A 23,291-nucleotide genomic window follows, 5' to 3' on the forward strand; every position below is an offset into this window, starting at 1 on the left:
ATCATTTTTTATTTGTCCCAAATAAGCAGCTGTATCGGTGTCGGATTATAGGCATTACATGGATTATTCAATTGCGGGCAGTTGCTAATGAGAATGGTAGTCCGTCGCAAAGCAAGCAATTCTACATAACGTCCCGGGCCGGAAATTCCGTCGGCAAATTCTAAGCCTCCCTCCGGAGTGACAGGGACATTCATAAAAAAGTTAACATTAGGGGCTAAGTCTCTTTTTGTATAATTTCCACCGTGTTGAGCTAAAAGAAGCATAAATGTATCGCGGCAATTGTGCATCGGCAGCGTGTCGTGCGAGTACCGTACTGTATTGCTTTGTGCAGAGCAGGCGCCGCCTAATGTATCGTGCCGTCCACACGTATCTGCGACAATTTTTAGTAATTCTTTTCCTGATTCCGAACGTAATATGGAACCTGTTGTAAGGTAAATATTTTTTTGGGCAGTGATTGTGGACACTGCACTGTAGTGGTCTTCCGGATTTTCCGCGTCAAAAAATAACGTATCCACCGCTTGGTTTCCTTCTAAATCGACAATACGGAGAACTTGACCTGGGAGCAATTCATGCATCCAACCTGTTCCTGCAGGGATGATTTTATCGTACACTGCTTCTTCCACTTTACGAGGGCTTTCTACTTTGTTTAACATTGTAATTCCTCCTTCGTTAAGATAGATTCAATAAGTTACATACCAATAAGCTGGTAGTATTCCCACGTATTTTCAAATGCGCGCCGATTTTCCAGGCGAAAGTTTACACAATAATCGTCAGAACCTGCTGGCGTGGAGTTAAATACTTCCATCCTTACAGGTACGGAAGGGTAAGGTGTTCGTGGGTCTAGTGGGTTTGGCGTATTTGATAGTACAAGCAATACATCCATCTCTGTACGCAGTGTGATCGTAGCTCCTTTCGGGCAATGTCCTACAACAAAGTGCATGTCACCATGATGATCACAATACACTTTTGAAAAAAGATTGACGACAGGAACTAAATCTCTCAGTCCTAACCCATTTCGGACGAGTTCCATCGCAAAGTTTTCTTCTCCACTGCGAAGCCAATCGTTTCGTAATTCTTGATAACTTGTTACTCCGTATTTGGCATCCGTCATTTCACGGGTAGTGTAACCAGAAATCGTATCGTGCCAACCGACACTATCTTCAACAATACTAGCCAACACTCGTCCGTTGTCACTCATTAAAACGTTTCCTTTGGTCAAATAGGCGGTATGTTGAGCTTTTAATGTATCAGGCATGTTATAGCGTTCGGACATGTCCTTTGCGTTATACAACAATAGCGAAACGTTTGCCCCCTCATCGAGAGCAGTAAAACGAATGAGTTTTCCCCGTCCGATTATGCCGGACCACTTTCCTCCGGGATTTAGCAACTTAGACCAGATTTTTTCCATTTTACAAACCTCCTTAAAAATTGTTTCCTAAAAAAACAAAGGGAGGCAGCAATGAGACAAATTGTCTTAATAAGACCATTTGTCTTAATTGATACCTCCCAGGCTTTTATCCTTCCGTGTACACAGCTCTCGGCTGTGCGTTTTCTCTCGGACCAGACCGGATCAAGCATCCGCGGAACCCTAGAAAACTTTAAGTATTTAGTTTTGTAATAATAACAAACATCTTATGTTATGAATTGTAACATTAAAACTTAGCAAGATCAAGAGTTTTTGGGATAAAAAATAAATTTTCTAAAAAATAGAACGATAAAATCAGTTTTATTATTTATTCTGTGCAAAAAAGTTTTTGGGGTTTTAAGGTGAAAAAATCTTGCTTTTTCTATTTTTTTATGTACAATGTGTTTTAAATTATGTTACATAATATTACCTATTATGTTAGAAAAATTAACAATCGATAAAGAGGAGGGGGAGGGAGACGAAGACGGTACAACTTGTCTAATTGAAAATGGGACCGGAAGGCAGACTGATACATTGGGAATAATAAAAGAAAGGGTGTTGAAAATGGAAAAAACACAAAAATTAAAACGAACACTTACATTATTTCAAGTTGTTTTCTTAGGTTTGGCTTGGATGACACCAATGATTTTTTTTACTAGCTTCGGTATTTTATTTGAAGCTTCGAAAGGAATGTTGACGGCAGCTTATATGTTGGCGTTTATTGCTATCTTTTTTACTGCCTCAAGCTATGGGAAAATGGCAAAAGCGTTTCCCGTTTCTGGTTCTGCTTTGACATACATTACGAAAGCAATGAATCCTTTTGTTGGATTTTTGGTTGGTTGGGCTATTTTACTTGATTACTTTTTTTCTTGTATTATTGCTGTTTTAATGTTTGGAATTAATCTTCATGCACAATTTCCGTCTATTCCGACTTATGTTTGGATCATTGTTCTTGATATTGTGATTATGATCATTAACATTATCGGTGTGAAGTCTTCTGCGAATGTAAGTAGAGTATTTGTGATTATGCAGATCATCTTTATCGCTATCTTCTGTTCCACTGTTCTTAATCATCTTCTCAGAACCGGATCCGCAACAACGGTTTCATCGTTAAGCAGTCCTTTTATCATGAATTCCCATGTGACGTTCTCTAACATTTTAGCTGGCGCTTCGATTGTTTGCTTTTCTTTTCTTGGATTTGATTCCATCACTACAATGGCAGAGGAAACCATTAATCCGAAAAAGAATATTCCTCGGGCCATTATGATTATTATTGTGATAGCGGCTGTTCTTTATTTTACTACTTCTTACTTAATCCAGCTTGCTTATCCTCATTTTACATTTCAAAATCCCGATTCTGCAGGTTTTGAGCTAGCAAAAACAGTAGGTGGCAACTTAATTAGTTCCCTCTTTACATTTGTGTTAATATTCGCGATATTGACTCAAGGTGTTTCTTCTATGACTACAGTGTCCCGTCTGTTGTATGTCATGGGTCGTAATGCATTGTTGCCAAAAAAATCATTTGGCTATGTTCATCCAAAATTTAAAACTCCAGTTTTTAATATTGTGATCGTTAGTATTCTTTCGCTTTTGGCTCTTGTCATTGATCTTGATACTTGTATTAAATTCGTTAATTTCGGGGCATTAGTAGCATTTATGTTTGTGAACTTATCTGTCATTGCGCATTACTTTATAAAGGAAAAACAACGTTCATTGCAGCAATTCATTTCTTATCTTCTTTTTCCGCTCATCGGCGCAGGATTTATTTTTTACTTGTTAACGCTTTTGGATAAATGGTCATTGCTGTTAGGGTCAGCTTGGCTTGTTATAGGTTTCGTTTATCTTGCTATTATAATAAAAAAACCGTACGAACAAGAGGGGAAGGAGAAAAAAGCGGTGATTTGAGACTGTTTCATACAATGCATTGGTGATGACAGTAAAAAAACGATCTTGAGAATTCGCTTTTCCAAAGGAGATTTCCTGTGGAAAAGCGTTATTTATTTTTAACAAAACAGCACATCCTAAGCGCTGGAGAACTCCTTTTTGGCGATGTTCGATGTACTCTAAAAAGCTGTTCACTGACTGTTCGATGGCATGAATATCCTTGTGAAACCGATTGGTAAGACGGACTCCTTCCGCCATTGCCAAAGACGTTCTACCGAATTTCATTGTAGGGAATAAGGTGGTAAAAAACATGATTTGATTTTTAGGTTTACTCTTATGTAAAGATTCATGACAAAATGATTCGAAATATATTGTATTTTTTGATTTTTTACCTTGCTTAAATGGGAGAGATGTGTATAATTTTGTATAGTTAATACCGACGTATACGGGTCCGACACATATGTCCGTCCTTTGCTGGCTTCGATAAACCAAGGACGCGCTTTGGCATTGATAAGCCCGGCAGGAGGGTTCGAATATACAAATGTTCCGTCTAAATGATTCGACCACACCGCTTCAATTTTGGGATTAGATTGCAGAAAATCGTTTAATAATTGCTGATGATGTTCCCTATCCATATGGTGTAAAGGACATGTTTGAAGAAGATGAGAAATTTTTTCTGTCGTGTTTCTGATGATCGTTTCATCCAGCGAAGCCGCTGCAACAGAACGGTCCTTTCCAATAATATCTTGTAGTTCGTTCGATGTCGATTCTAATGCTTCATTAACAGTTAAAATTTTCTCAATATTTTCGTGCTGTTCATCCATATCCATGATGACCCGATTGACATGCTCTTTATTTTTCATTGCCATATCTGTAATATTGCCCAGTAAACCGGCAATTTCTTGAACACTATCGGATTGTGCGTTTACTGCCTGTACGGAATTAGATACCATCGTTGTAATGTGGTCGAGCTTTCCTTGCAGCGAGTCAAGAAAATCGATAATCGTTAGCATCTCGTTGGATCCTGCTTCGATTTGCTTTATTTCTTTCTTCACGACATCAGTTGTTAAAGCTATTTCGCTTTGAATGAATGAAAGAATATCGCGCGTTTGTTGAACAGCCTTCGACGTTTGACTCGCCAATGCTCCAATTTCATTCGCCACAACAGAAAATCCCCTCCCGTGTTCCCCAGCTTTCGCTGCTTCAATTTATCCATGGAAGCGAACCCTAGGCAAATATGAGGCAAATAAGACCCTTGAATCTCCCCATACTGGAGCGATTCAAGGGTTGAGGCTGTTGAATATCTACAAAGTATTAGCAGCCTAATGAGTGGTTCAATGCGTTTTTCCATCCTCCAAAGGAAGTAATGTCTTCTGCTTCTTCTTTATTTTTGTCGTTCCTTATAAACTTGACAGCGTTCCAGGAAAATTCTGCTTTTTTCGGATCTAAGTGGTGCGAAATGTAAGATAACAGCATACTAAATAAAGCTTGCTCTTTTTAAAAGTCTTTTAATGGAACGGTTTGCTTCATATAAAACAATATTTTGGTCAATAGTTTTTAACACTTTATTTTCCATGACAATTTGTCCGTTAATGATGGTTGTTTCGACGTCATCTCTCGAAGCAGAATAAACGATTCGAGAAATGGGATCGACATCATAGGAAGGATACGTATGGAAATTGTTCAAATTTAAGATAACTAAATCTGCTTTTTTGCCAATTTCAATACTTCCAATTTCATTCTCTAATCCTACTGCTTTGGCACCGCCAATTGTTGCCATTTCGAAGACGCTCCTGGCATTCATAGCTGTAGGTCCATATGTAGGTTTCTGGATAAGTGCTGCTAGTCTCATTTCATTAAACATATTTAAATTGTTATTGCATGGGGCTCCATCGGCACCTAGGCTTAAAGAAACGCCCATGCTGAGTAAATCTGGAATATCAGCGATTCCTGATGCCAATTTTAAATTTGATCCAGGACAATGGCTGATATGAACCCCTTTTTCTTTGATTATTTTCTTTTCCTGCTCATTTAGCCATATACAGTGGGCTAGTATCAATCGTTCATTTGCCAGCCCCAGATAATCAAGATATTCAATGTTTCTCATGCCTGTTTCTTTTTGCACTATTTCAATTTCTTTTCTATTTTCTGCTGCATGGGTATGGACTTTCACATTATACTCTTCTGATAAATTTCTGATCTCTTTCAATAACTCTTCCGTACATGAAATGACAAAACGAGGAGAGAAGGCATAGCGAATTCTTCCGTTATCAAACATATTCCATTTTTCTAACAAATCGACGCTTTTTTGTATAGAATCAGACGTCTTTTCTTGCAATCCAATTGGAACATCATCGCCTTTATCCATCATCACTTTTCCTGACAAAGCTCTTATCCCGCTTTTGGCAATGGCTTGAAAAGCAAACTCTGTATGATGGACTGTTTCCATATCGACTACCGTCGTTGTCCCACTTTGAATAAGTTCCCCGATTCCAAGCATTGCAGAATAATAGATTGAATCTTCATCATGTGCTGCTTCCAATGGCCATATTCGCTTTTTCAACCAATCTAGTAGCTCTAAATCATCTCCTCTCCCTCGGAAAAGAGTTTGGCATAAGTGAATGTGAGTTTGTATAAATCCCGGTATAACGGTACGATTTTTCGCATCAATGATTTTATCAACCTGATTTGGATTTAATTCTGAACCGATTGAGTGAATCGTGTCATTTTTTATGAAAATGTCGCCGATTATAATCTCATTAGCTGGATTCATTGTAATAATTTGTGCATTTTTAATTAACAAAGTTCCCATTCGATTCCCCCCGATTGCTTGTCGCAACTATTTTATTGTTGGCTAACATAGCGTAATAATAGCTGTTTATATGAATGCAAATTGACTTTTCAACATGAGTGAAACGTTTTAACAACTTAATCTATGGTTGGTGTACAAGCATATGTATTCGTCGTTGATAACGATATCCTAAAATAAAGATAAATACATTTCAACAAATATGTAACAAATTATTACATGTATTCAAAGAGGAAAATAAAATTAGCCGTATTCGAAATTATTTCATTTTTTGTGTTATAAAAAATAACAAATTAAATGATAAAAAATTCTAAAAAAAAATATAATCGAATCGTTAATATTTCGTGAGGAGGTCGATTGTTTGGAGAGCGGTATTTTACTTTTACTTAGTCTCAATAGGCACAACTGAACATTTATATACTAAAGGGGGACAAAGAAGGAAGTGAGAAAGTATTTCCAGTTTGATGAACTTGGCACAAACTACCGGACAGAAATCGTTGCCGGGTTAACGACGTTCTTATCGATGGCTTATATTTTATTTGTAAACCCGTTCACGCTTTCATTGGGAGCGGTGAAAGATATTCCAAACGAACTTCGAATTGATCAAGGTGCGGTGTTTGTCGCAACCGCATTGGCTGCGGCGTACGGCTCGATTTTGATGGGGATTTTAGCAAGATATCCGATCGCGTTAGCGCCAGGGATGGGATTGAATGCGTTTTTTGCATTTACGGTTGTATTGCATATGCAAATTCCTTGGCAAACAGCGTTAGCAGGCGTATTTGTTTCAGGAATGATCTTTACAGTTTTAACGTTGACAGGTATTCGCGAAAAAATTATTGATGCGATTCCGATAGAATTAAAATATGCGGTCGGAGCGGGAATTGGTCTATTCATTACATTTATCGGATTCCAAAACGCTGGAATCATTGTCGACAATCCAGCGACGTTAGTCGGTTTAAGTGATTTTAAAAACGGGAATACGTTATTGGCCATTTTCGGTTTGTTTGTTACTGTTGTTTTAATGGTGAAAAAAGTAAATGGCGGTGTTTTTTACGGAATGGTGATTACCGCTGTTGTAGGAATGATTGTTGGATTAATTGAAGTTCCGCATAAAATTGTTGGAGCGATTCCTGACATTTCTCCTACTTTTGGAGTGGCGTTCGAACATTTGGACGACATTTTTACCTTAAAAATGTTAGGGGTTGTGTTAACGTTCTTTATCGTTGACTTTTTTGATGCGACCGGAACGCTTTTAGCGGTGGCGAACCAAGCGGGATTGTTAAAGGACAACAAGTTGCCGCGCGCAGGAAAAGCACTGCTTGTCGATGCGACAGCAGTGATGGTCGGAGCGATTTTCGGAACATCAACAACGACTTCTTACATTGAGTCATCCGCAGGTGTTGCGGCAGGCGGACGTTCAGGATTTTCAGCCGTTGTCACAGGGATTTTATTTTTGTTAGCGTTATTCTTCTCGCCGTTATTAAGCGTTATTACTGCTCCGGTAACAGCGCCAGCTCTAATTATCGTCGGGGTGTTAATGGCGTCTTCAATTGGGGAGATTGATTGGAAAAAATTAGAGGTTGCTGTCCCAGCCTTTTTCACGCTGATCACGATGCCGCTTTCTTACAGCATCGCCACGGGAATTGCGGTCGGTTTCATCTTCTATCCAATCACTATGATCTTAAAGGGCCGCGGCAAAGAAGTTCACCCAATTCTATATGTATTGTTTTTTGTTTTCCTTGCTTACTTTGTGTTCTTAAGAGAATAGAACGAAAAGAGGGTGCTCGCGAAAAAGGGTATCCCGTTTTACTTCTTTTTGTTATTTTCACTGTTTCCAACCAAAACCTCGGCTTATTATTTTCGGCGCCAGCCCTGATGCGGTTTCTCTTGCCAGTTTTGCAGCAAAAACCGGCTTTTCTGTTACTGTATGTGATTGGAGAGAAGCGCTATGCAATAAAAAAATTTTCCTGATGTAGATCAGCTCATTGTTGGATCCCCGCAAGAAGCAGTATCGAAATTACAGTTTACCCCTCGGGATTTTGTTGTCATTTTAACTCATCAATTTCAACGAGATAAAGAACTGTTGCAATTGATAGTGGAAAAAGACTTGCGGTACATCGGGGTCATGGGTTCTAAACAACGAACTTCTCGATTACTTAACTTCGGAGAATTGCCATTTCAAATCAGCACACCGGTCGGATTGACTATTGGAGCTGAAGGCCCTGAAGAAATTGCTATTAGTATTCTTGCTGAATTAATTCACGTAAAAAAGATGCTGTTAAAAAGCAAGGTGCCATTTTTATGAAATCCGTTAGAATTTTGGGATTTTCTTAGCGGCGGGAAAAAGCAGCCGAATGGGGACACATAAGCTTTCCCTTCCCATCAGGGATCGGACGATAGGAAGTTTATCTCTGTATGCGGCTGTTACATCTGAACTTGACCATATCTTTGTAATTACAAGAGAGGATGACACGTTAGATTGGATTGATTGGGTGTTAAGAATGAAAGCATTGAAAAATCGCTGGACGATTGTCCGTTGTTGCGAGGCAGAAAAAGGGCAATCGTTCTCTTTAAAAGTGGGTTTATCTAGGGCAAAAGGAGGAGAAAGCAGATGGGGTGGTCGTTCTCCTTGCTGATCAGCCTTTTATTCGAACAGAAATGATTAACGAACTAATCTTTCAGTACGAACAATACGTAAACGTAAGCAACCATAAAAAACTAGATTTTGTAGCCGCGATGTTTGGGAACTTATTAAGGCCGCCTGTTTTACTATCAAAAAATCTTTTTCTAAAACTGATAACACTCACAGGAGATGCTGGTGCACAAGGAATTATACGCCAAAATCCCGATTTAAACGGGATTTCCATCATCTATGAAGATCGAAAGGCTTTTTTGATATTGATACAAAGGAAGATTACCAATTGGCGAGAGAAGGAGGGATATAAAAATGAGCATGAGGATACTGGCTGCAAAAGTTTGGACTCCAACAGACATTAAAGAGGCATGGACATTAAGGGAAAAATTTCATTTGCAATCATGCTTTGTTGCTGGAGGGACACTGCTACAAACTCAGTGGGAAAAGGGGGTACCGTATCCTCCTCAACTGATAAGTCTTGAAAAAGTAGAAGGACTTGAGGGGATTAACTACAAAACGGAAGGAACAAAACGTTTTCTACAGATTGGTGCAATGACCAAGTTGGCCACTTGTCGCAATCATCCTGTTATTAAAGAAAAGTGGTCTTTATTATCAACAGCAATTCAGCAAATTGCTGCGCCAGCCATTCGTAACTTAGGAACGATTGGTGGAAATGTAGCCTATGGATTTGGTGATGCCATTCCTGCTCTTTTAACGATGGATGCGGAAGTGTCATACTTTGATGGAAAAACAATAAAAACCGAAAAACTAGATCATTGGTTGAATACAAGACAAAATAAGGAGGTTCTCCTTACTGGCGTCATTCTGCCAGAATATCGTCACTCTTCATTTGTTACTCAATTTTATAAAAAGGTTGGACGGAGAGAGGCTTTTTCAGGATCAGTTGTGACGGTTTCAGGAGTGATAGGCAAAAATGATGCAGGGGTGATCGATTTTGTTCGATTAGCAGTAGGTGGAGGAGATAATCGTCCTCATCGTTTAAAAGCAACAGAACAATTGCTAATAGATCAAATGATAAATCCCAAGTTGTTAAGGAATGTATATGAAACGATCCTTAATGAATTTCATCCCATTTCTGATGTTTTTTACTCTGATGACTATCGGCGATGGGTGACGGCCAATATCATTATTTCCGAATTAAGTAGATTGGAGGGATAATCATGAAATTTACCTATTCTAACAATTTACAGAGATCCCTTATACGACCAGATGGAGTAGATAAGGTAACAGGTAAATTAAAGTTTTTAACAGATCTTTCTTTTCCTAATATGCTTCATGGGAAAATTTTACGTAGTGCGTATCCTCATGCCAAAATTATTTCTATCTCTACAAAAAAAGCGGAAGAGTTGCCGGGAGTGCGAGCTGTTATTACTAGTAAAGATGTGCCGGGATTAAATCGATTTGGGTTAATTTTTCCCGATCAGCCGGTTTTGTGCGATGAGCGGGTTCGATATGTAGGAGATGCTGTTGCTGCTGTGGCAGCAGAAACGGAAGAAATAGCGGAAAAAGCGCTTCAGCTAATCGAAGTGGAATATGAGCCTTTGCCTGTTATCGATGATCCGGAACAGGCTCTTCTTCCTTCAGCACCTCGATTACATCCTGACGGAAATATTCTTCATCAAGCTTCCTATCAAAAAGGAAATGTAGAAGAAGCCTTTCAAACATGTGATGTGATTGTGGAAGAAACGTATGAGTTGCCTCGTCAAATGCACGCGTATATGGAAACGGAAGGAGGGGTGATTGTTCCAGAAAAGGATGGAAGGATTACTGTGTATGTCGGAACACAACATGGATATAAAGATCGTTTCCAATTAGCCCGAATTTTAAATGTTCCTGAAAGTAAAATCAGGGTGGTTTCCAGTCCAATCGGCGGATCTTTCGGCGGCAAAGATGAGTTGAATATTCAGCCGTACGGTGCATTATTGGCGATAAAAACTGGATGTCCGGTGAAAATTCACCAAAGCAGACGCGAATCTGTTAGATCCGGACTAAAAAGGCACCCAATGAAGATTACGATGAAGACAGGTGCCAGCCGTAATGGTAAAATTCTTGCTCATCAAGTACGAATTATTGCGGATACGGGTGCTTACGCTACGTTAGGTCCGGCTGTATTAGATTTTGCGGTTGAGCATGCAACAGGACCTTATATTATCCCAAATGTGCATGTTGAAGGGTTAAGTGTCTATACAAACAATGGTGTTGCTGGAGAGTTCAGAGGATTTGGAGGAAATCAAGTGACCTTTGCGTTGGAGGGGCAAATCGACCGTTTGGCGGTCAAGCTTGGAATCTGTCCAATGGAGTTGAGAAAAAGAAATCTCCGCAAAGCCGATGATCTAGGTCCAGTAGGTCAAGAGATTGCACCTACTGATGGGGCAGCACAAGTTTTAAAAGCGATTAGTCAATCTCCTCTTTTAAATAAAAAAGAGAGCATAGAGTGGGGAGAAGGCACTGATCGATGGAAAAAAACAGGTATAGGCGTTGCCATTGCGATGCACGGAGGAGGACTTGGATATGGACGTTTAGACCCAGCAGGGGGCCGTCTATCGTTAAATGAGGATGGAAAAATTGAAATTGCTTTCGGCTTCGAAGAATTTGGCCAAGGGCTGCTTTCTGTCATTGAACAGCTAGTAATAAAAGAAATAGGCTGCTCAGCAAATGATATAAAAATCACGATTGGCGATACTGATCGCGTTCCCCGCTCCGGTTCTTCTACCGCTTCACGGGGAACAAGCATGGTGTGGCATGCGCTTCAACGGATGAAAGATCCTTTTAAAAAAAGATTATTAGAAAAAGCTTCTCAATGCACTGGAGTGCCAGCCACTCAATTGTATTTAGGTCCCATTGGAATTTGGTCCTGCGATGGATTGAATTCTGAGCCTCTCATCACTTATCAGCAAATAGCCCATGAAACGAAGGATGATCCCATCCAAATCGAGACGGAATTTCATTTTCCAACGACTCCTTATTCCATTCCTGGCGGGCACTATTTATATTCTTTTGCCGCTTGTGCGGTAAAAGTCGAAGTAGATGAATTAACGGGAATAGTGCGAGTGAAAAATTTGGATCAGGCGGTTGCTGCAGGCCCGGTGATTTATCCAACAGGCTACTTGGGGCAAATTGAAGGCGGCTCAGTTATGGCATTAGGATATACATTACTAGAAGAAGCGATAATGGAAAAGGGAAAGTACGTAACAGAAAATTTCGACTCCTATCTTATTCCTACCATAAATGACATTCCGCTTTCTATGGATATAACAGCTATAGAAGAATTGTATGAGGGAGATCCGTATGGTCCAAGAGGTGTAGGCGAAATTGGGACGGTGGCCGTTGCTCCGGCGATTGCTAAAGCTATTTATGACGCGATTGGTTTGTGGGTTACTAAGCTGCCTGTGTCTCGTGAGGAAATTGTAAAAGCCGTGAATCAAAGGGAGATGAGAGAGTGGCTGACAACAAAATTGTAGGAAAAGCTAAATCCCCGTTGGAGGAAAAAATAAAAATCTCTCTTATTGTTAATGAACAAGCAAAGGAATTGTTTGTAGATGCAACTATGCGTCTTGTTGATATACTAAGAGAGGAATTGCAATTAACGGGCACAAAAGTTTCTTGTGGAATTGGTCGATGCGGTGCCTGTTCAGTCATTATGGATGGAAAATTAGTCAATTCTTGCTTAGTGAGGGCCTATCAATCAGATCAGAAGGAGATTATAACGATTGAAGGTTTAGGAAAGAATGGACTTCATCCGATTCAAAAGGCTTTTTTGGAAGAAGGAGGCTTTCAATGCGGATACTGCACATCGGGAATGATAATGGCTGTAAAATCCATTTTTGATCAATATGCCAACCCAACTGCGGAGCAAATTCTCGAAGGATTATCAGGAAATCTTTGTAGATGTACCGGTTATGGCGGCATCATCAGAGCGATTCAGAAACTAGCTCAATTATAAAATTATAAAGAGTACGGGTTTTCCCGCAAGTTTGCGGGAGATCTTTTTATTATAATCGGTTTCGTAGCGTAACAAAAGGGCTGATTCAACGTGTATTTGAATCAGCCCCATATATTTTTAGCTTCCTCGATATACTTGATATCCCCACGGAGAGATGAGCAAAGGAATATGGTAATGGGAATTAGGTTGAGAAATCCCAAAGCGAACCACCACTTTATCTAAAAATACAGGTTCATCCAATTCTAGGCCTTTTCTCAGAAAATAATCACCGATGTAAAATACAAGTTCATATTTCCCTGGAACAATTTCATGCTCATCTAATAATGGCTGGTCAACGCGACCATGTTGATTCGTGATAGTCGTTTGCAGCAGCCGTTTTTTTGTTTCCAATTCATCATCGAAACGAAACAACTTTATTTTTACATTTTCGGCTGGTGTTCCATGTGTTAAATCTAAAATATGTGTCGTTAACCCGCTCATCTAAGTGCTCCTTTATTATTGAATTTCAGCAGAAAGCATAGGAATGTTTTTGTGTTGCAAGTCTTCTTGTGTAACAGTAAAGCATTGAAATCCGTATGGTGGTCGCGGTTCAGTATATACTTTTCCTTGTGATCCAGGAATTTCCTCAACGATTTTATCCCATGTATGGTTTTGAGATTCAAAGTTTACTTCTTGGAGTTGAGGGAATCTTTCTAATATTCTGCAACCGATTAAATAAATTAAGTGTTGGATGGAAAGTGTTTCTGTTTCATGAAATACCGAAGTGGCAATGTCGCGAATTTGTTCGGCTGCAACATAATATTCTGGATTATCACCAAATGAGTCTTCAATGTTTTTGTATTTCCATTTGATGTTTAAGTAAACAAATAGCGGGCGGTTTGTATCCTCTGGAAGGGTTGTGTATTCGTCGCGAATAAAACCGACGAAAGAATTGCCGCTGACTTTTATTAATTGAAGGTCAGAAATTCCGCTGTATTGATCGATAATATCTATACTGTCATTTTCTCTTCGAACCATGTTTAAAGTAGCAAAGGAATATTCATTTCGGGATCTTTTAAAAACTAGGTCACTAGCTGTTATATTTCCATCACTTAATGTGAAAGTTGTTTCAAATGGAATTTCCTCTCCAATCAATGAAATAGTTTCAATATGAGAATATTTCTTTAAAAATGAAGTTGCTACATATTTTAAAAATCCTTCAATCGTTGTTCCAGTATAACTAGCTAAATGTCTTTGAATAAAATTTTTCATCGAGTCCGTTGCAACGACTAAGCTATTATCTCCTTCCGTAAAAGAGGTTAACAACTTTGCTCCTCCCACTGCTATTTTTACATTTACTCCAAAAATAATATTATTTCGACCAGAAAAAGAAGATTCAGGAATCGTTCTTATCCCTGTAAGTGGTTTTAAATATGTGCGGTAGGCAAATACGTCTCCTTTTCCATAATACATGACTCTTTCTTTATTATTGGTCATAGAAATCATCTCTCCCCCATTAATTATTTCTTGTAAACGAAACATCGCGATTTTTTTTATTTCTTCTAATGCTTGTTCAAACTCTGTTCTATAATTATTTTTTAGTCTTTCTTTTATCGTTCTATAAATATCTTGTTTTGTTTTTCCGCGAACTGCCATTATGAAAGGGAATCCAAACTTATCCATATATTCTTTGTTGAGTAGCATTAGATGATTATGTTCATCTTCTGTTAATTCATTTAATCCAGCATGTTTCTGTTCCTTTTGAGAGAAATCTGTTACTTTTGCATTAGTGCCTAAATGTGGGTGCATTCTAATTAATTTTAATTTTTCGTTCTCCGAAGCTGTTTCGACAATCTCCACCATTTTATCATATAGAGATTGAAATGAGGAGAATGGCCGATAGGGCTCTGCCCGTTCTGCCACCCATGAAGAATGCTCAAAAACTCCTCCTAATTGATTAATAAATTCAGAAGCACTCATTTCGTTTAATTGTTCTAATCGCATCATTTTCCCCCTTTTCTTGTGATTCTATTCTATTGTTGTTTTTAAAGTGTTATTAACAGTTGGCTTTTCCTTTAATGAAAGATTAAAAAACAAGTTTAAGATAATAGCAGTTAAGCTGCCTGTTACAATTCCATCTCCTAAAAGAATTCGCATGATTTGCGGCAATTGAGCAAAGAGATTAGGGACCACTGTTGAACCAAGCCCTAATGCAATCGAGCAGGCTACGATTAATAAGTTATTTTGCTGTTGAAAATCTACAGAGCTAAGCATTTTAATGCCAGAGGAAACTACCATTCCAAACATGACAACCATTGCTCCCCCTAATACAGGAGTAGGGATAATGGTTGTAAAGGCAGCGATTTTAGGAATTAATCCAAGCAAAACAAGAATGCTGCCAGCGGCAATTACAACGTTTCTCGTTTTAATCTTGGTTAGTTGAACAAGTCCGACATTTTGAGCAAAAGTGCTGTAAGGAAATGCGTTAAATAGGCCGCCTAAAATAAATGACAATCCTTCAGCGCGGTATCCGCGAACTAAGTCTTGATCGTTAATATCTTGTTCACAAATTTTGCTTAGAGCAAAGAAGGAGCCTGTAGACTCAATAATGATAACAATACCGACAAGGGTCATTGTTATCATTGGCCCCCACTCGAAGGAAGGTGTACCAAAATAAAATAGTTGAGGAACGTGAAACCATGATGCATTGGCGACATTCGTAAAATCTACCTTTCCCATGAAAGCAGCAACGATGGTTCCTGCGATAATCCCAAGAAGAACGGATATTGCTCGAATAAACCCATGGAAAAATCGATTAATGAGTAGAATGAAAACGAACACTCCGAAAGAAAGAAGTAAGTTTTCGGGATCTCCAAAATGAGGACTTCCTTCCCCGCCTGCCATGTTTTTGATGCCGGCTGGTACAAGGGAGACGCCAATAATGGTGACAACCGATCCTGTTACAACAGGAGGAAATAATTTTGCTAATTTACCAAATAATGGTGAAAAAATCAAAATAAAGATTCCTGCTGTAATGATGGAACCATAGATAGCATTCATTCCGTACTGTGTTCCAATTCCAATCATCGGCGTCACTGCAACAAAAGATGTACCTAATACAACAGGCAATCCTATTCCAAAAAACTTGTTCTTCCAAGCTTGAAGTAATGTTGCAATTCCGCATGTCAGCAAATCGATGGCTACTAAATATGCTATCTCCTTTGACGATAGATGTAACGCTCTTCCGACGATCAGAGGAACTAAAATGGCGCCAGCATACATGGCTAATACATGCTGTAAACCGAGAGAAACAATTCGGGCCTTTCCAAGATTTTTGTTCAATGGCATTCCCTCCTCTTTTCTGTGAAAATAATGAATCCATGAGCGGTTATTTTCATGCTTGGGTGGCGAGTAAAAGCTTACTCATGGATGTTTTTTGTAAATAAAATGACATTAATTGTTGCTTTATATAACATAATAAAGTAAGGTGATGTAGATGTCATTAGTTAATTTGTACAATTATTTTTTAGAGGAGTTGACAAATTGCATAAAAAACAAAAAGTTCAGTATGAAATTAGGCGGAGTAGGTAAATATCGATGTTACAAAATCTAACAATTATAAAAAAGACTTTTTTTATAAATGAAGTAAATTTTTGATGCGAAACGCTAAACGAAGGCGGAAGGTAGTATCAGGATCTTTTAGGCTTTTTCCGATTAGTTTTTCGCAATTTTCTAAACGATAAATTACGGTATTTCGATGAACGTATAGTTTCTTCGCTGTTTCTGAAATTTGACAATGGTTCTCTAGAAATACAAATAATGTATGCAATAGGATTTGGTTTTCGTGTATAGACTGATCTGATAATTTTTGTAATGTTTCGTTGTAAAAATCTTTTAAATCTTGTGTGGGGATCATCTGTAAAAGTTCGGAAATATCTTTTCTTCGATAGATTTGAATAAACTGGCGATTTCCTGACAGCCGGCCAGTCTGCAACGCTTCCAAAGCTTCCCTGAATCCTTTTTGGACATCTAAAAATTGTTGGCATAAGTTGCTAAGTCCGAAAGAAACAGTCCGATTATATCTGTTTTTGATTTTAATCTGCAGCTCTTCTAGGAAAGGGAGAATGATCGTATTGAGTTCTGTCCAAGATTCTGTGATAGGGAATAGTAAAATACAAATATTTCCTTTTACGAAATGATGAATGGATTTAGAAAAGATGTGACTTTCTTCTTCTATAAACTCAAAAATAGTATCAATTTCTTTGTGGGATTCTGTGAAACTTAACATCGTCCTGCTCTCATCAAGTTTTCCAACTGCACAAATATAGGATTGGTCATTGATAATCTGAAATTCTTTTGCCTTAATAGTCACTTCTTCTAGGGATTGAAATGCCCCTTCTGTAAAATTAATAAAAAACTCATTGCGCACTTTTTTTGTGTATTGTTTTAATGCATTTTCTTTCATTAATTCAAAGGAAATAACATTGGCTGCTTGCTCAATGGTTAAAATCATTGACGGGTTAGAAAAGGGAATCATACCTATTACAGCTAAGCAACCGCTGTTTTCCTCATGGGTGTAGATTGGAAATACAGAAACAACCTCTCGGTTAGATATAATGGAAAAACAAGAATAAGAAGTGTTTGGTAAAAAAAAGCGAAATCCATTTGTGTATAGTTTCCTGAGTTCATCAGAAAGATTGGAGAACGGATGAGAAGAACCGATAATTCGAAAATGCTTATTCAGTAATATAATTGGATATTTAATCATGGAAGATAAGCTTCTGAGCAAGGATGTTAACCCTTTGCCACTCATAATATGCTTGGTAAATTTTTGATGCGTTTCAATAGCTAAGAGCAATTCATTTGTTCGTTTATCAAGAATATAACTTAATAATTGGTTGACAACTTCTCCTAATGAAATATCTATTGGCAGTTCTATGATGGGGAATCCGATTTCATTGGCATAGGCAAGAGCGTTTTCCGGAATTTCTTCTAAAAACCGTTTTGTTTTAATGGCAAGACCTGCACATTGTTGTTCCACCATGCTTTTGATTAACTCAAGTAAGTCGTGTGGGTTGTCTTTAAGGTGATATGCTGTAGTTACAAGTAATTCATTCGGTTTTAAGTAATAGATGATATCGGGAGCATCCATCATATTTACACTATACACCTCTCTTTCTTTTCCCTTATGCCCCGCAATTAATCTTGCATTGTGGAAAGCAGGTATATGTAATATATCTGAAATCTTCATACTCCTCACTCCTTTTGGTTAAATTGCACAAAAAATTATAAAATTTATAGCGATTTTACCAATGAATATAGAGGAAAATCAAGCTAAAATCAACTTATATAACACAATATGTTATATTTTATAACATTTTATATAACATTTATTTTCATTTGAAAAAGAAAGAGGCGAGAGTGGGGATGCAGACGCTTTATCAAAAAGTAAACGCAGATCGAATCGTACGTCGGATTGAAGAACTTGCGAAATGCAGCATGACTAAAAAAGGAGTGACCCGCCTTTCCTTTTCAAGGGAAAGCGAAATGGCTAATGAGCTGGTGGCGCAATGGATGCAGGAAGCAGGCATGACAGTTCGCAGGGATGGTCTTAATAATATCATCGGTCGTTACGAAGGGAAATGGCCTGACGCGCCAGTACTGCTCATTGGGTCGCATCTCGACTCTATCATTGAAGCTGGGAAATATGACGGGGTACTTGGCGTGATTGCAGCGATTGAAGTGATTCAAACCCTATATGAAAACGGTATGAGACCCAACAATCCAATTGAAGTGATCGGCTTTTGCGATGAGGAAGGTGCTAGATTTCATACAACGCTGCTTGGCAGTCGGGCAATTGCGGGTAATCTGCGGGAAGAAGAACTGTTTGCGAAAGATGCAAATGGGATTACATTGGCAGAAGCCATGAAAGAGATCGGTCTTGATCCATTTCAATACCACACGGCTGCCCGTCATCCGAAAACAATCCTTGGTTATCTTGAATTGCATATTGAACAAGGTCCAATTCTTGAACAAATGAATCAAGCCTGCGGGGTCGTATCCGGGATTGCTGGACAGTCCCGATATAAATTCCGGGTGGAAGGATTAGTGGGGCATGCGGGAACCGTACCGTTGCCGCTGAGAAAAGACGCACTTGCCGGAACAGCGGAAATGATCCTGGCAATCGAACAGATCGTTCTCCAATATGAGAATCTGATGGCTACCGTAGGAAAGCTGTCTGTATTTCCGGGGGCCAGCAATGTGATTCCGGGATTGGTCGAAGGAACACTTGATGTCCGGTCGATTGACGATGGAACTAGAAGAACCGCACTGAACCGAATCATAGAGGAATGTAAGGAGATTGCCAAACAACGGGGATTAGTTTGCGAGTTTACAAAAGTCATGGAATCTCCTGCTGTGCTATGTTCGAGTCGTTTTATCGATGTGATTTCTTCGGTTCTCGAGGAGCGCAAAATGAAGTCAGTTCGACTTGTTAGCGGAGCGGGACATGATGCGATGGCATTAGCTTCTATAACTGACATTGGCATGATCTTTGTCAGATGCAAAAATGGTCTGAGTCATCATCCTGACGAATTTGTAGCAGCCGAGGACATTAAAATAGGAACCTCTGTGCTGCTGGATGTTGCTCTGAAGTTGACATCATAAAAAAGTCTTAAGATTAGAAGGGGGAATCATCAATGGCAACTATCAAATGTCAAGCGAAGCAGGAAATTTTGCAATGGATTGAATCTGAAAGGCACAACCTCATCAAATTTCTACGGGAACTGGTCGCCATACCGTCGGACAATCCGCCGGGCGACTGTTATGCCATCGCAGAGCACATTTATAAACGTCTGCATGATTTTCAATTTGAAGATGTCGCGCTGTTGGAAGTAGACCTGGAGGAAGTCAGGGAAAAAGGGATGGTTCGGGTAGCAAACGTTGTCGCTAAAACCATCTTTGGGGACGGAAAAGGGCCTGAAATTGTCCTCAACGCTCATGGAGATGTGGTGGCGCCGGGACTTGGCTGGACGTATGATCCGTATGGCGGACAAATCGTTGACGGGAAGCTGTATGGTCGCGGTGCTGCTGTATCCAAATCGGACATTGCATCGTATACCTTCGCGGTCATGGCCCTTCGTCAAGTGACAGAGAAGTTGTCGGGCAAAGCGTCCTTGGCGTTTAACTTCGATGAGGAGACAGGTGGAGAAATCGGTCCGAAGTGGATGATCGAAAAGGGATATATTCAGCCGGATATGGCGTTCTCAGCTGGATTCACGTATTCGATTGTAAACTCCCATAACGGATGTCTGCACCTTGAGATCCGAATCAAAGGCAAGTCGGCACATGCAGCAGTGCCGTATACAGGACATGACGCCATCGAAGCGATGACCGGCGTGCTACAGGCGCTGTACGACTATCGCCGGACGTTAGATCAAAAACGTTCCAGTGTTCCTGGAATCGAGTCTCCCACATTAGTAGTCGGATTAATCTCGGGAGGAATCAACACTAACGTGGTGCCGGATCAGTGCACAATCCGGATTGACCGCCGGTTGATCCCTGAGGAAGACGGGGAACAGGTGGAAATGGAAATTCGCGAACTGGTGGAACAGGTGGTTAAGCGCTATGAAGGAATCCGGGCGGAGTTTGAACGCATACTGCTGGCGAAAAGCTTCAAGCCGACACCGGTAGATTCCCTGTTGATCCAGACGCTTATGGCAAACTGGAAAGAAATTATGGACGGAGAGCCGGAGATTCACGGAATTCCGTTGTACACCGATGCGAGACATTTTGCGGAAGCCGGAGTTCCTGTCGTCCTGTTTGGCGCGGGTCCTCGGACCTTGTTGGAAGCCAACGGCCATCGGGCGGATGAACATGTCCGGATTGAAGATTTGGTCAAAGCAACAAAAATTGTGGCACTTACTCTTTATGATTTGCTTCGGACAGACAAATAACTTTATTCTCTTTATGCTTTAAACAACAAAAGAGGACTCCTTGGTACCGCGAGTTGGATGGTCGTTGTGGAAACAGAATTGCCTGCCAAGGAGTGTCCAAAATCCTTTCAATGTGATGGAATCCAACTATGTTCTTGTCATTACACTTTTTTGTTTATTGCTATAGCATAAATTTCAACGAACGTCCTTGCGGTTTGGTGTTTGAAACAAAAATGAGAGTACAGTGTACAGACAGTATGAGTAAGTAACACGGTATGACCAAATCTAGTAATCAAGTTCATAACAATCTATGGGGAGGGGGATTACAAATGAACAATAAAGTGGACAAAGTGCAGGAGGAATTATTTACCGAAACGATTACCGACTATAGCGAGCGGCTCTACAACGAGGACTTGGCTCCGCCAAAGGAGCGAAAATGGGGTTTCTTTAGCCTGTTGTCAATGTGAATGTCTGACGTGCACAGCATCGGCGGCTATACATTTGCTGCGGGACTGTTCTTTTTGGGGCTTGCAGGCTGGCAAGTTTTCATTGCGATTATTCTCGGTGCCCTGCTTGTAAATTATTTTGTCAACCTACTTTCTATTCCTGGAACGAAAATGGGTCTTCCATACCCCGTTATGGTGCGTATTTCATTTGGTGTGTTTGGTGCAAACATACCGGCGCTTATACGGGGGATTATCGCTATTTTTTGGTATGGCATACAAACATACCTTGCCTCGAATGCGGTGGTCGGTGTATTGTTACTATTTATGCCGGGGTTGGTTACTCTAAATGATATATCTTTTCTAGGCCTTTCTTTATTGGGGTGGATCGGATTCCTGATTCTCTGGGCTTTGCAATTGCTTATCGCAGTATATGGCATGGAGAAGATTCGCAAATTTGATAATTTTGCGGGTACCGCAGTATATGTGATGATGCTATTCTTGCTTATTTGGATCGTTGTTAAGGCGAATGGAAATATCAACATCATGGACAGATTTGTTGAAGCGTCTGCAGGTAAACAAATTCATTCTTTCTTTGCGGCAATCGCATTGGTAGTAGCGTATTTCTCGACACTGATGTTGAATGCCTGTGATTTTACACGTTTTTCTACTTCAACAAAGGTAACAAAACGTGGTAATTTATATGGTATACCAGTTAACTTGACAGCATTTTCCTTGGCTACTGTAGTTATTACAGCAGGTACAATTACAGTTTTTGGTGAGGCAATTGTTGATCCTGTTTTGATCGTGCAAAAGATTGAGAATAGTGTGGTCAATTTAATTGCAGCAATTGTTTTCATCGTTGCAACGTTAGCCATTAATATTGTCGCGAACCTTGTATCTCCTGCATATGATCTTGCCAATGCAGCGCCGAAACATATAAATTTCAAGAAAGGAACGATTATTACCGCTATTCTGTCTGTTCTTGTCATGCCCTGGAAAATTTATGGGAGCCCTGTAGGTGTCAACTATTTCTTGGGAGGGCTTGGAGCTTTCCTCGGTCCAATTTTCGGAGTAATGGTTATTGACTATTACTTAGTTAAGCAGCAAAAAGTTGATGTGCACTCTCTTTATAAGGAAGGTGCCACATCCCCTTATTGGTACAAAAATGGGTTTAACCTACAGGCGTTGGCTGCCTTTATTATCGGATCTATTTTCGCTACAATTGTCGCACTAGTTCCAATGTTTTCGTATTTTGCTCCCTTTTCATGGTTTATTGGTGCCATGATTTCTGCCGTCGCCTACCGTGGATTAATGCAACGCAATCAACAAATAGTTGTGGATAAAACTCAATCTATATCTGTAATCGAGTAAAAGGGGGATGGGCGTGAAAGAAAGTAGTTACGATCTTATTATACGCAATGGGCAGATTGTCACCGAAGATGGAATATTTCAAGGGGACATTGCTGTGTGCGGGCAAAAAATCGTTCAAATTGGATCTATACCGTCAGGGAGAAAAGCCAAGCTAGAGATTGATGCTTTCGGTCTGCACGTCTTGCCCGGTTTGATCGATACCCATGTTCACTTTAATGAACCCGGTCGGACGGACTGGGAAGGTTTCTACACAGGCTCCCGAAGTTTGGCTGCGGGGGGAGTCACAACTTTCTTTGATATGCCTCTTAATAGCAGTCCCCCGACTACATCGACATACGGCTTTCAAGTCAAAAAAGAAGCGGCCATACAAAAATCGATTCTTGATTTTGGCCTTTGGGGAGGACTTGTTCCAGGAAATCTGGATTCCCTGGAACATCTTAAAGATTTAGGTGTTATTGGATTCAAAGGTTTTATGTCCGATAGCGGCATCGATGAGTTCCTTCACGTAGACGATTGTACTTTATTTAAAGGAATGCAAAAAATTGCAAGGCTGGGTTCCATCCTGGCCCTCCATGCCGAAAGTGATGTCATTACGAAACAACTCGCAGATTGGTATAAATCACAAGGGAATCGGACTGCACGGGATTATGTGGCTTCCCGTCCCGTTATATCAGAAATCGAAGCTGTAGGCAGGGCAGCGGCATATGCGGAAATTACGGGATGCAAGTTGCATATCGTACACGCAAGCAGTGGTAAGGTCATCAAGTATATAAGCGAAGCAAAACAAAGGGGGTTGATATAACTGTTGAAACTTGCCCCCATTATCTGTCTTTTACCATTGAGGATCTGGAACGGCTTGGCGGA

At 39.9% G+C, this 23,291-nt stretch carries 20 protein-coding genes, 1 pseudogene and 1 riboswitch; of the genes and pseudogenes, 13 read left to right on the forward strand and 8 right to left on the reverse strand.

What is annotated here, in order from left to right; all coding sequences use genetic code 11:
- Nucleotides 1–8 precede the first annotated feature (8 nt).
- Both BV455_RS17625 and BV455_RS17630 read right to left on the reverse strand, forming a co-directional pair.
- Nucleotides 9–653: an urea amidolyase associated protein UAAP2 gene (locus BV455_RS17625; protein ID WP_409991355.1), complete on the reverse strand. Its 645-nt coding sequence runs from the start codon at nt 651–653 to the stop codon at nt 9–11.
- 35 nt (nt 654–688) lie between these two features.
- Entirely contained in the window at nt 689–1,408 is a 720-nt protein-coding gene (locus BV455_RS17630; protein ID WP_061579589.1) for an urea amidolyase associated protein UAAP1, read from the reverse strand.
- A 93-nt stretch (nt 1,409–1,501) separates the two neighbouring features.
- A riboswitch (guanidine-I (ykkC/yxkD leader) is annotated at nt 1,502–1,603 on the reverse strand.
- 366 nt (nt 1,604–1,969) lie between these two features.
- Between BV455_RS17630 and BV455_RS17635 the strand changes: the two genes are divergently transcribed.
- A complete protein-coding gene (locus tag BV455_RS17635) occupies nt 1,970–3,310 on the forward strand; it encodes an APC family permease (RefSeq protein WP_061579588.1) in 1,341 nt (446 codons plus the stop codon).
- Nucleotides 3,311–3,570: 260 nt separating this feature from the next.
- Here the strand turns inward: BV455_RS17635 and BV455_RS17640 are convergent, their stop codons facing one another.
- Entirely contained in the window at nt 3,571–4,452 is an 882-nt protein-coding gene (locus BV455_RS17640; protein ID WP_061579587.1) for a hypothetical protein, read from the reverse strand.
- 314 nt (nt 4,453–4,766) lie between these two features.
- Complete coding sequence (locus BV455_RS17645; protein ID WP_061579586.1) at nt 4,767–6,101, reverse strand: 5'-deoxyadenosine deaminase; 1,335 nt, start codon at nt 6,099–6,101, stop codon at nt 4,767–4,769.
- Nucleotides 6,102–6,540: 439 nt separating this feature from the next.
- Between BV455_RS17645 and BV455_RS17650 the strand changes: the two genes are divergently transcribed.
- The 7 genes and pseudogenes from BV455_RS17650 (at nt 6,541) to BV455_RS17680 (ending at nt 12,697) form a co-directional block, all read left to right on the forward strand.
- Nucleotides 6,541–7,866, forward strand: coding sequence for an NCS2 family permease (locus BV455_RS17650; protein ID WP_218687484.1), 1,326 nt, complete (start codon nt 6,541–6,543; stop codon nt 7,864–7,866).
- 88 nt (nt 7,867–7,954) lie between these two features.
- Nucleotides 7,955–8,403: pseudogene (locus tag BV455_RS20820) on the forward strand (XdhC family protein).
- Between the two features lie 49 nt (nt 8,404–8,452).
- Entirely contained in the window at nt 8,453–8,734 is a 282-nt protein-coding gene (locus tag BV455_RS17660; protein WP_218687485.1) for a glycosyltransferase family protein, read from the forward strand.
- On the forward strand, nt 8,715–9,095 hold the full coding sequence (locus tag BV455_RS21015) for an NTP transferase domain-containing protein (RefSeq protein ID WP_218687486.1): 381 nt from the start codon (nt 8,715–8,717) through the stop codon (nt 9,093–9,095). Before BV455_RS17660 ends, BV455_RS21015 begins: the two co-directional genes overlap by 20 nt.
- On the forward strand, nt 9,046–9,912 hold the full coding sequence (locus BV455_RS17670; protein WP_015375199.1) for an FAD binding domain-containing protein: 867 nt from the start codon (nt 9,046–9,048) through the stop codon (nt 9,910–9,912). The genes BV455_RS21015 and BV455_RS17670 overlap by 50 nt, the downstream gene beginning before the upstream one ends.
- A gap of 2 nt (nt 9,913–9,914) precedes the next feature.
- Complete coding sequence (pucD, locus tag BV455_RS17675) at nt 9,915–12,215, forward strand: xanthine dehydrogenase subunit D (protein ID WP_218687487.1); 2,301 nt, start codon at nt 9,915–9,917, stop codon at nt 12,213–12,215.
- Nucleotides 12,194–12,697 carry a (2Fe-2S)-binding protein gene (locus BV455_RS17680; RefSeq protein WP_218687488.1) on the forward strand — a complete coding sequence of 168 codons (504 nt, stop codon included), beginning with the start codon at nt 12,194–12,196 and terminating at the stop codon, nt 12,695–12,697. The genes pucD and BV455_RS17680 overlap by 22 nt, the downstream gene beginning before the upstream one ends.
- A 117-nt stretch (nt 12,698–12,814) precedes the next feature.
- On the opposite strand, the gene uraH is transcribed toward BV455_RS17680, so the two are convergent.
- The 4 genes from uraH to BV455_RS17700 all read right to left on the reverse strand — a co-directional run bounded on the left by uraH (nt 12,815) and on the right by BV455_RS17700 (nt 17,927).
- Nucleotides 12,815–13,177 carry a hydroxyisourate hydrolase gene (gene uraH, locus BV455_RS17685; protein ID WP_004439900.1) on the reverse strand — a complete coding sequence of 121 codons (363 nt, stop codon included), beginning with the start codon at nt 13,175–13,177 and terminating at the stop codon, nt 12,815–12,817.
- Between the two features lie 15 nt (nt 13,178–13,192).
- On the reverse strand, nt 13,193–14,683 hold the full coding sequence (gene pucL, locus BV455_RS17690; protein WP_218687489.1) for a factor-independent urate hydroxylase: 1,491 nt from the start codon (nt 14,681–14,683) through the stop codon (nt 13,193–13,195).
- A gap of 21 nt (nt 14,684–14,704) precedes the next feature.
- Nucleotides 14,705–16,024, reverse strand: coding sequence for a nucleobase:cation symporter-2 family protein (locus BV455_RS17695; RefSeq protein WP_218687490.1), 1,320 nt, complete (start codon nt 16,022–16,024; stop codon nt 14,705–14,707).
- Nucleotides 16,025–16,310: 286 nt separating this feature from the next.
- Nucleotides 16,311–17,927, reverse strand: a complete 1,617-nt coding sequence (locus tag BV455_RS17700) for a PucR family transcriptional regulator (RefSeq protein ID WP_015375193.1) — start codon at nt 17,925–17,927, stop codon at nt 16,311–16,313.
- A 176-nt stretch (nt 17,928–18,103) separates the two neighbouring features.
- Here BV455_RS17700 and BV455_RS17705 point away from each other — a divergent pair, with 176 nt between their 5' ends.
- From BV455_RS17705 to BV455_RS20825, 5 genes are all read left to right on the forward strand, one after another.
- On the forward strand, nt 18,104–19,342 hold the full coding sequence (locus BV455_RS17705; protein WP_041470520.1) for an allantoate amidohydrolase: 1,239 nt from the start codon (nt 18,104–18,106) through the stop codon (nt 19,340–19,342).
- 32 nt (nt 19,343–19,374) lie between these two features.
- Nucleotides 19,375–20,631, forward strand: a complete 1,257-nt coding sequence (locus tag BV455_RS17710) for an ArgE/DapE family deacylase (protein WP_218687491.1) — start codon at nt 19,375–19,377, stop codon at nt 20,629–20,631.
- Nucleotides 20,632–20,939: 308 nt separating this feature from the next.
- Complete coding sequence (locus tag BV455_RS20510) at nt 20,940–21,077, forward strand: hypothetical protein (RefSeq protein WP_245005296.1); 138 nt, start codon at nt 20,940–20,942, stop codon at nt 21,075–21,077.
- A 9-nt stretch (nt 21,078–21,086) separates the two neighbouring features.
- Complete coding sequence (locus BV455_RS17715; RefSeq protein WP_245005297.1) at nt 21,087–22,427, forward strand: NCS1 family nucleobase:cation symporter-1; 1,341 nt, start codon at nt 21,087–21,089, stop codon at nt 22,425–22,427.
- A 13-nt stretch (nt 22,428–22,440) separates the two neighbouring features.
- Entirely contained in the window at nt 22,441–23,229 is a 789-nt protein-coding gene (locus BV455_RS20825; protein WP_342393764.1) for an amidohydrolase family protein, read from the forward strand.
- Nucleotides 23,230–23,291 lie beyond the last annotated feature (62 nt).

Source organism: Parageobacillus caldoxylosilyticus (assembly GCF_019272935.1).
In the GTDB taxonomy this organism is placed as follows: domain Bacteria; phylum Bacillota; class Bacilli; order Bacillales; family Anoxybacillaceae; genus Saccharococcus; species Saccharococcus caldoxylosilyticus.